The 8,745-nt window shown below is 63.6% G+C and carries 8 protein-coding genes; 6 read left to right on the top strand and 2 right to left on the bottom strand.

The features are described 5' to 3' along the window. Positions 1-107 precede the first annotated feature (107 nt). Positions 108-1,043 (bottom strand): aldo/keto reductase, encoded by a 936-nt coding sequence (locus tag HMPREF1137_RS04300; RefSeq protein ID WP_007589251.1) that lies wholly within the window; start codon positions 1,041-1,043, stop codon positions 108-110. 4 nt (positions 1,044-1,047) lie between these two features. Continuing rightward, positions 1,048-1,902 carry a RecB family exonuclease gene (locus HMPREF1137_RS04295; RefSeq protein WP_007589274.1) on the bottom strand — a complete coding sequence of 285 codons (855 nt, stop codon included), beginning with the start codon at positions 1,900-1,902 and terminating at the stop codon, positions 1,048-1,050. Positions 1,903-1,981: 79 nt separating this feature from the next. Between HMPREF1137_RS04295 and HMPREF1137_RS04290 the strand changes: the two genes are divergently transcribed. Genes HMPREF1137_RS04290 through HMPREF1137_RS04265 form a run of 6 tightly spaced genes read left to right on the top strand, consistent with a single transcriptional unit; the run spans position 1,982 to position 8,711 of the window. Beyond that, positions 1,982-3,031 (top strand): tRNA (adenine-N1)-methyltransferase, encoded by a 1,050-nt coding sequence (locus tag HMPREF1137_RS04290; protein WP_034496789.1) that lies wholly within the window; start codon positions 1,982-1,984, stop codon positions 3,029-3,031. After that, positions 3,024-4,568 carry a proteasome ATPase gene (arc, locus tag HMPREF1137_RS04285; protein ID WP_007589220.1) on the top strand — a complete coding sequence of 515 codons (1,545 nt, stop codon included), beginning with the start codon at positions 3,024-3,026 and terminating at the stop codon, positions 4,566-4,568. Before HMPREF1137_RS04290 ends, arc begins: the two co-directional genes overlap by 8 nt. Further along, complete coding sequence (gene dop / locus HMPREF1137_RS04280) at positions 4,565-6,085, top strand: depupylase/deamidase Dop (RefSeq protein ID WP_007589287.1); 1,521 nt, start codon at positions 4,565-4,567, stop codon at positions 6,083-6,085. The genes arc and dop overlap by 4 nt, the downstream gene beginning before the upstream one ends. 25 nt (positions 6,086-6,110) lie before the next feature. Beyond that, positions 6,111-6,287 (top strand): ubiquitin-like protein Pup, encoded by a 177-nt coding sequence (locus HMPREF1137_RS04275; protein WP_007589199.1) that lies wholly within the window; start codon positions 6,111-6,113, stop codon positions 6,285-6,287. 1 nt (position 6,288) lies between these two features. Further along, positions 6,289-7,674, top strand: a complete 1,386-nt coding sequence (gene pafA, locus HMPREF1137_RS04270; protein ID WP_007589270.1) for a Pup--protein ligase — start codon at positions 6,289-6,291, stop codon at positions 7,672-7,674. After that, the gene (locus HMPREF1137_RS04265) at positions 7,671-8,711 is read left to right on the top strand and encodes an FKBP-type peptidyl-prolyl cis-trans isomerase (protein ID WP_007589257.1); all 1,041 of its coding nucleotides are present in this window, start codon (positions 7,671-7,673) and stop codon (positions 8,709-8,711) included. The genes pafA and HMPREF1137_RS04265 overlap by 4 nt, the downstream gene beginning before the upstream one ends. The last annotated feature ends 34 nt before the right edge of the window (positions 8,712-8,745 follow it).

Here is an 8,745-nt window from a genome sequence, read left to right as displayed (position 1 = left end):
CAGTTGGTTCGGGCCCACCCCTATGCCGACCCTCCAGATCGAGCGACTGCACCAGTCATCGCATCCCCAAGGATCTGTGATGGCCAGGCTCTTTGCAGGGGATCCGGCTACAGCACGGCGACCTCCGTCAGCACCTGGCGGATTGGCTCCGGCAACGGATCTGAATAATCAAGGAGAGCTTCCAACTGTCGGCAGGTACGAGGCCCAACGAGCGCGGCACTCACGCCGGGGAAGTCGCGTACCCACGCCAACGCAACGTCGCCGGTCGAGCGCTCCAGACCTGCACCCGCGCGCGATGCCGCCTCGATAACGGTGCGTGCCTGTCCCCCCAGATAGGGTTCGACCATGTGACGCAAATGCGGTGATGCTGCACGCGAATCCGCTGGAGTGGTGTGACGATATTTGCCGGTCAGCGCGCCTCCCGCCAGAGCCGAAGCAGCGATGACGCCGACGCCTCTGTTCGACAGCTCTGCAACTGTCTGCGCCGCGGAGGTATTCGCCAGTGAGAACGCTACCTCAACGACCGAGATGGGAGCGGAGGCGCCCAATACACCGCGCGTCACGGCCTCGGCGAGTTCCCATTCGGATGCGCGCGATAATCCCACGTAACGAGCACGGCCGGTGCGGTAAGCCAGCGTCGCCGCCTCGAGCGTCTCCTCGAGTGGGACTTCCGGACGCGGCTCGACGAGCCACATATCGACGTAATCCGTGTCGAGCCGGGCGAGCGCGTCATCAAGGCTCCGCAGAAGATCTCCACGGCCCGCGGCGCTCACCCACGCACCTTCCCCGGCGCGCCGCACTGCGCCTCGCCACGCGACAGCGACGCGGTGGCGACCAACAGTCGACAGAGCATCTGAGAGGACGTCAACGGCAATTCCGTCACCGTGAGCGGGCGAGCACTCGACCAGGTTTCCGCCAGCATCGACGAAAGTCTTGAGCATGTCGTGGGCTTCGGGCCCATCGGTATCGCGCCCCCACGTCAGGGTGCCCAATCCGAGCGCGGACACGTACAGCCCGCTATGTCCACATTGCTTCAGTTCCATGCTTCTAGCCTAGCCGAGTGCGCGCCAGCCACTGCGCGTGTTGCGGCGGCATCGGCGGAGTGGTCCCACCGAATACCGGGCACAGCGAACGTACGCCGCACCAGTTGCACAGCGGATTTTTGCGCGGCGCAAACGAATCCTGCTCAATATCGCGTTCAATACGATCCCACAGCTGATCGATCTGGCGCTCAAAATCATGGATTTCTTCGGCCGTCGGGTCCAGCGTGATCACTTGCCCAGCTCGCAAGTAGACCAACTGCATGCGTGAGGGTAATACCTGTGTGCGCGCAAGCAGCAGAGCGTAGAAACGCATTTGATAGAGCGCCTCGCCGACATAGCGTGGACCGGGTGCCTTCCCAGTCTTATAGTCCACGACGCGCAGACGGCCGTCGGGTGCCTGATCGACGCGGTCGATGAAGCCCAGCAGCCGCACCCCGCGCTCGGTCGTTGTCGTCACCCGCTGCTCACGCGCCGCCGGTGCAATCCACTGGGGTGCCTCGATTGCGAAGTATCCATCGATGAGTGATCGCGCATCGTCAAGCCACGCCTGCAGGTCTGTTTCGTCGGAGAACAGGCGCGAGACCTCTGGATTCTTTGTCGCCAACGCCTCATACTGCGGCGTCACCTGCGCGCGCGCATTCTCGCGGGTGCGCTCCTGCGGCTCGAGGGCGAACAGCTCCTCCAGAACCGCGTGCACGACTGTCCCCAGAGCTTTCGCGCGGGTCTCCGGCTCCCGGTAGCCGTCGAGGACATGAAGACGGTACTGGAGCGGGCAACGCTCGTATTCTTTGGCACGCGACGCGGATAGCGCGGGTTCCCACGTGCGGGCGTCAGGCGAGGGGACGATCAGCTCTGTCATGAATACCACGCTAACCCCTACAGCCCTCATCTGTGTCCTGCCATGGGCGCAGCTGGGAGCAAGCGGTATCCTTTACGTAATGTCTATTCAGCGTAATACTTCGATGTCGGCCGCCGATTTTGGCCAGCCCACCCGCCGAGGCCTCCTTTCTGAGGGCGACCGCGTTCAGGTCCGCGACCCCAAGGGACGCTTTCACCAAGTGATTCTCGTCAGCGGCGGTCGGTTCCAGTCCAACCGCGGCGGATTTAACCATAACGACGTCATTGGGCGTCCCGACGGCCAGGTGATCGTCACGGAAGAAGGCCGCCAGTTCCAGATCCTGCGTCCGCTCCAGGTCGACTACGTCATGTCGATGCCCCGTGGCGCCGCGGTCGTCTATCCGAAGGATGCCGGCGTTATCACCCACATGGGTGACATCTTCCCCGGCGCAACTGTCGTCGAGGCAGGTGCTGGCTCGGGTGCCCTGTCCATGGCGCTCCTCGATGCGGTTGGCCCGCAGGGCCGTCTCATCTCCGTCGAACGTCGCCAGGATTTTGCCGACATTGCCGCAGCCAACGTCGACCTGTGGTTTGGTCGCCGTCATCCCGCGTGGGATCTGCGTGTCGGCGACGTCGACGAGGTGCTGTGGTCTGCCGAGGTAGGCAGCGTTGATCGCATCGTGCTGGACATGCTGGCTCCCTGGGAGAACATCGAGGCGGTCACGCACGCACTCATCCCCGGCGGCGTCCTTGTCTGCTACGTCGCCACCGTCACGCAGATGTCGCGCCTCGTTGAGGACCTGCGTGCCTCCGAGCGCTTCACTGATCCCATCGCGTGGGAGGATATGCGCCGCGAATGGCACCTCGACGGTCTCGCCGTGCGCCCCGAGCACCGGATGGTCGCTCACACCGGATTCCTCGTCATCACTCGTCTCCTCGCACCCGGCGTCACGCCCCAGGAACGTTCGACGCGTCCGGCGAAGGCTGCGGAAGGCCAAGGCGGTGCGTGGGATGATGAGCAGGAATGGTCCCTCGAAAAGGTCGGTCAGCGCGTGAACTCCGAGAAGAAGGTGCGCAAGGTGCGCCGCGACGTCGTTGCCCAGGCAGATACCTGGGCGTCGGAAGGACGCGAGGCGCAGACCGATGAATGAGACTAATGATCGCGCGGCTCTCGAACGGCGCCTGGTCTCGCTCGAAGAAAAGAACGGCCGTCTAACCAGCGCTTTGACGACGGCTCGTACCGAGCTCATTCGTCTGCAGGGCGAGCTCGCGGACGTCTCACGTCCGCCGCAGACTCTCGCAACGTTCGTGCGGGCATTCCCCACCGCGCGTCAGATTGAGGTCGTATCGGGCGGCAAGCGCATGCGCGTCGCGGTCTCTCCCAAGCTTGATGTGACAGACCTGTCCTATGGACAGTGGGTCCGCCTCGACGACACGTCGATCGCCGTCGCTGGCGATGATTTTCCGCGCAGCGGACAGGTCGTGTCCGTCTTGGAGCTGGTCGGTACCGACCGTGTGCTCGTTGCGACGGAAGGCGGTGCTGAGACCCTGCTGGAGCTTGCCGGTCCGCTGCGTCACGGTAACCTGCGTCCCGGCGATTCTCTCGTCGTGGATGCGCGCGCTGGTATCGCATTCGAGCGAATCGTGCGGGAGGACGTCGAGCAGCTCCTCACCCCCGAGGTTCCCGACGTTACCTACGAGGACATTGGCGGCCTCGACGAACAGATCGCACAGGTGCGCGACTCGATCGAGATGCCCTTCAATCATCCGGAGCTCTACCGTCAGTTTGGTCTGCGTCCCCCCAAAGGCATTCTCCTGTACGGGCCTCCCGGCTCGGGCAAGACCCTCATCGCAAAGGCCGTCGCGAACTCGCTGTCCAAACGCGGGGGAGCATCGACGTTCTTCCTGTCCATCAAGGGACCCGAACTGCTCAACAAGTTCGTCGGTGAGACCGAGCGTCAGATCCGCGCGATCTTCGCTCGTGCGCGCACACTGGCAGCCGGTGACACTCCCGTCGTCATTTTCTTCGATGAGATGGAAGCCCTGTTCCGCACGCGTGGTACGGGCGTGTCCTCAGACGTCGAAACGATGATTGTTCCGCAGCTGCTCGCCGAGATGGACGGCGTCGAATCCCTCGACAACGTCGTGATTATCGGCGCCTCCAACCGCGCGGACATGATCGACCCGGCCGTGTTGCGCCCAGGGCGCCTCGACGTGCGCATCCGTGTCGATCGTCCTGACCGCGCAGGTGCCCTCGATATCTTCTCGAAGTACCTCACCCCGCAGGTGCCGATTCACGCGTCGGAAATCGAGCGTTTCGGCGGTATTGACGAGGCCGTGGCTGGGATGAGCGTACGCGCGGTCGACGCGCTCTACGCCCGCAACGAGACGACGGCGCTGTTCCTTGCGACCCTCGTGAACGGCGACCACAAGCGGATCTACCTCTCCGACCTTGTCTCCGGCGCTCTGATCGCAGGCATTGTCGAGCGCGCCAAGAAGTACGCGATCAAGGATGCTCTGACGGGCGTGTCGTCGGGTTTGAGCATGGAGCACCTGCTGCGCGGTGTCCATGAGGAAATGAACGAGTCGCTGGAGCTCGCGGCCACCTCGTCGCCCGAAGACTGGGCGCGCACCAGCGGCCTGGCTCCCGAGATTGTTAGCGTAAAGCCGATTGGAACGGTGAAATGAGCAGCGAACGCATTATCGGTACCGAGACCGAATACGGTGTCTATCGTCCCGGCGATGCATGGGCGAATCCCATCGCTCTATCGACGAAGGTCGTGACCACCTACGGCGACATCAGCCGCCTCGGCACACCCGCCGAGGGCGCCGGTGTCGTGCGCTGGGATTACACGGGGGAGGACCCCCTCAACGATCTGCGTGGCATGCGTATGTCCCGCGCCGCAGCGGACCCGTCGCTGCTCACCGATGACCCCTACCATCTTGCACCCTCGGGCGGATCCGAGCGGGTCGCTCGCCCCACCGCCGAGGAGCTCGCACTTCCGGCGGCGACGACAGCGGTTTTGACGAACGGCGCACGCCTGTACGTTGATCACGCTCATCCCGAGTATTCCGCACCAGAAACGCTCGGAGCACGCGATGCGCTTGTGTGGGATCGCGCGGGTGAAGTCATCGCTCAGCGCGTCATGGCGCGTCTTGAGGAGCAGGGCGAAGAACCCATCGTTCTCGTCAAGAACAACACCGACGGTAAGGGCGCGGCCTACGGCACACACGAGAACTATCAGATGCCGCGTATCACCGATCTCGACGCTATCGTCCGTGGCCTCACGCCCTTCATGGTGACCCGCCCGGTCATCTGCGGCGCTGGCCGTGTCGGTCTTGGCCAAAAGAGCGAAGTTCCCGGCTTCCAGATGTCGCAGCGCGCAGACTTTGTCGAAAACGAGGTCGGACTGGAGACAACGTTCAACCGCCCGATCATCAACACCCGCGACGAGCCGCATGCGAATCCAGCACAGTTCCGCCGCTTGCACGTGATCGGCGGCGACGGCAACATGTTCGACGTATCCGCCTTCCTGCGTTTCGGTACAACGTCGCTCGTTCTGTGGGCGATCGAGCAGGGCACCGACCTGCGCTGGGATTCACTGGTGATGGACGATCCGGTTCAGGAGAACTGGAATGTCTCCCATCACCCGGACCTCGACTACAAAGTGACCACTGCTGGGGGCGCGTACACGGCGGCCGAGCTTCAGCAGATCTACCTCGACCTCGTTGTGGATACCTTCGAGGAGACGGGAACGACGCCCACAGCAGCGGATCAGGAGATTCTCACCCTGTGGCAATCCGTCCTCGACCGCATGCGCGCCGACCTCTTCTCGGTTGCGAGTGACGTCGAGTGGGTGGGCAAGTACCAGCTCATCAAGCGCCAGAAGGAACGCGCCGGACTCGAGTGGAACGACCCGCGTCTGGCCGCCATCGACCTGCAGTGGGCAGACTTGCGTCCCAGCCACGGCCTCGTCTACCGCCTCGCCGCAGCGGGTATGGTGACGCGCCTCGTCTCCGATGAGGAAGTGGAGCGCGCAGCCGACGTTGCTCCAACTAACACGCGTGCCCATGTGCGCGGCTGGGCGGTCGCTAGCCGCCCCGACCTCGTGAAGGCCTCGTGGTCATCCCTCGTCTTTGATCCCGGCGAAGGGGATCTCATCCGTTTCCCGATCGCCGACGCACGCGACACATCGACCCGATGAACGCAGAAAGAAAGTAGGAAGAACTATGTCGAATCAGATTTTTGCCGGAGGTCCCACCCCCGAAGACGACGTCACCGAGACCGCGGGGCAGGTTCAGGCGCGTACCTCGTCGATCGATTCTCTCCTGGACGAGATCGACTCTGTCCTCGAGACCAACGCCGAAGCTTTCGTGCAGGGATTCGTGCAGAAGGGTGGCCAGTGACGTGAGGCGTCGAGTTTTCGGCATCGAGACGGAGTACGGGCTGACGGCCGCGTCCCCCAGCGGTGCCAAGCCGATGGATGCCGAGCACGCTGCGCGTCAGCTCTTCGAGCCGCTCCTGCACCAGGGACGTTCGTCGAATCTCTTCCTGCGTAACGGTGGCCGCCTGTATCTTGATGTGGGCGCGCACCCCGAGTACGCGACCGCTGAGTGTGATCGTCTGGAAGACATGCTCGAGCAGGATCGAGCGGGTTCGAACATGCTCGCCGACCTGGCAACCCAGGCCGACGAGGCCTTGTCAGAGCTCGGCACGGATCTGCGTCTGCATCTCTTCCGTAACAACCTGGATTCGCAGGGCAACTCCTACGGCTGCCACGAAAACTATCTCCTGCACCGACGCCGCGACTTTCGCCATGTCGCAGACGCCCTCGTCGCGTTCTTCGTGACCCGTCAGATCCTGGTGGGCAACGGCTGGATCAACACCGCTGCGGCTGCTCCACGTCTACAGTTCTCCCAGCGCGCCGATCAGATGTGGGATGCCGTCTCGTCCGCGACGACACGCTCGCGCCCCATCATCAACACCCGCGACGAGGCACTGGCTGACTCCGGTGCATATCGCCGCATGCACGTGATCGTCGGCGACACGAACGTCGCCGAACCCACCACCGTCTTGAAGGTCGGCATGACGGAGCTCCTCATCCACGCGATCGAGGATGGACTTCAGATTGAAGACCTGGCCCTTGCCGATCCTATGCGTGCCATCCGGGAGATCAACGCAGACCTGACAGGATCGGCCACCATTGAACTAGCAAACGGACGGATGACGACCGCCGTGGCCATGCAGCGCGAGATCCGCGAGCGCGTGCTCACGCGGATTCCCGTCGCTGACCTTGACCCCATGCGCGCCTACGTCGTCGATCTGTGGGGCAGGGGAGTGGATGCGATTTCCAGCGGTGACTGGAGTGGTGTGGACACGGAGCTCGACATCGCCATCAAGCGCAAGCTGCTCACGTCCTATTGCGCACGCAGCGGAGCGACCCTGGCCGATCCTCGCGTGGCTCGACTCGAGTTGTCGTACTCGGAGATCACGGCGGATGGCCTGCGCGAGCGGATGGAAAACGCCGGCCTCATGCGACGCCTGACGAGCGTCGAAGGTGTTCGCCGGGCGCAAACTCACGCACCGGCGACAACCCGCGCGAGCTTGCGTGGACGCATTATCGCTGCCGCTGAGGATGCGCGTGCCGATCTGAGCGTCGACTGGGTCCACGTGCGTCTCGACGAATCGCAGACAATTCCGCTGTCCCTGCAGGATCCGTTGGCCACCAGCGACCCGCGGGTTGATGCCCTCATCGCGCAGATCGACGCGTCGTCTCCTACGATTCCCGCATGAGCACCGAGTCCTCGTCCTCCGATTCGCCCAGCACGCGTCGCGTGAAGGGGTCGTCGCAGCGCGCCGCTGCGAGGGCGTCACGCTCGCGGGGGTCCTCTCGCGGCGGTCTGTTCCTGCGCATCGCCCTGGCTCTCGTCCTACTCCTCGTTGGTGGTGGCCTCACGTGGTGGGCATTGAAGCCTGCGCCGACCGACGAAGCAGCTCTGACTCCCGAGGCTGCGGCACAGTCGACGACGCTTCCGCTCTTTGACCGTGTCGCCGTGTCTGGTCGTGTGGGGGCTACCCCCACGATCGACATTAAGGCACCAGTGGAGATCGACGGTTTCAAGGCTCGCGTCATCGAAGAGGGTAGCGGGCGAGAGATCACCGAAGGCTCTCCCGTCCTCGTCGCCATCACGGCGTTCGATGCTAGCAGCGGACGCATGCTCTCCGAGTCCGGCCGTCCTCAGATGAGCCTCGGCATCGTCGGCTCTGATGAGATCAATTCGGACCTTGCCATGCTGGTCACCGGCAAGCGCGAGGGATCGCGAATCCTCGCGTTCCGCACCATTACGATGGGTGATGGCTCGCCCAATGCGATGGAGATAGATGTCGTCGACATTCTGCCTTCAATCGCCACAGGTACGTCGGTCGATGCCACCGTCGGTCCCATGAGCGTCGAGATGAGCCCGGAAGGGCCGCTCATTAGCCATATCTCAACGCTGCCCGGCGGCGTCACAACCCAGGCTCTGATCAAGGGTGACGGCGTCCAGGTCCACGAGGGTGACCGTGTCGTCGCACAATTTACCGTTGTCGGTTGGACAGATGGCGTCGTTCGTGTGTCCACCTGGGAGACGGGCGTGCCCGCCGTCGTCAACCTCAACACGGCGATGAAGGGCCTTGCGAACGCACTCGTCGATCAGAAGGTTGGATCACGCCTGGCGATCACGATTCCGCCGGATCTCGCGGCTGGCGATGACACGCTCTGCGTCGTTATCGATATTCTCGGCACCGAACCGGGCAGCGCTCCGACGGGGGATAACGCTTCGCAGTCCTGATCGTTCACCCCGTGAGAGCCGACGGGCGTGTGCA

This window comes from Actinomyces sp. ICM39 (assembly GCF_000282935.1).
GTDB classification, from domain to species: Bacteria; Actinomycetota; Actinomycetes; order Actinomycetales; family Actinomycetaceae; genus Pauljensenia; species Pauljensenia odontolytica_B.
The sequence above is the reverse complement of the archived record's forward strand: the minus strand, read 5'-3'. Positions and strand labels throughout refer to the sequence as shown.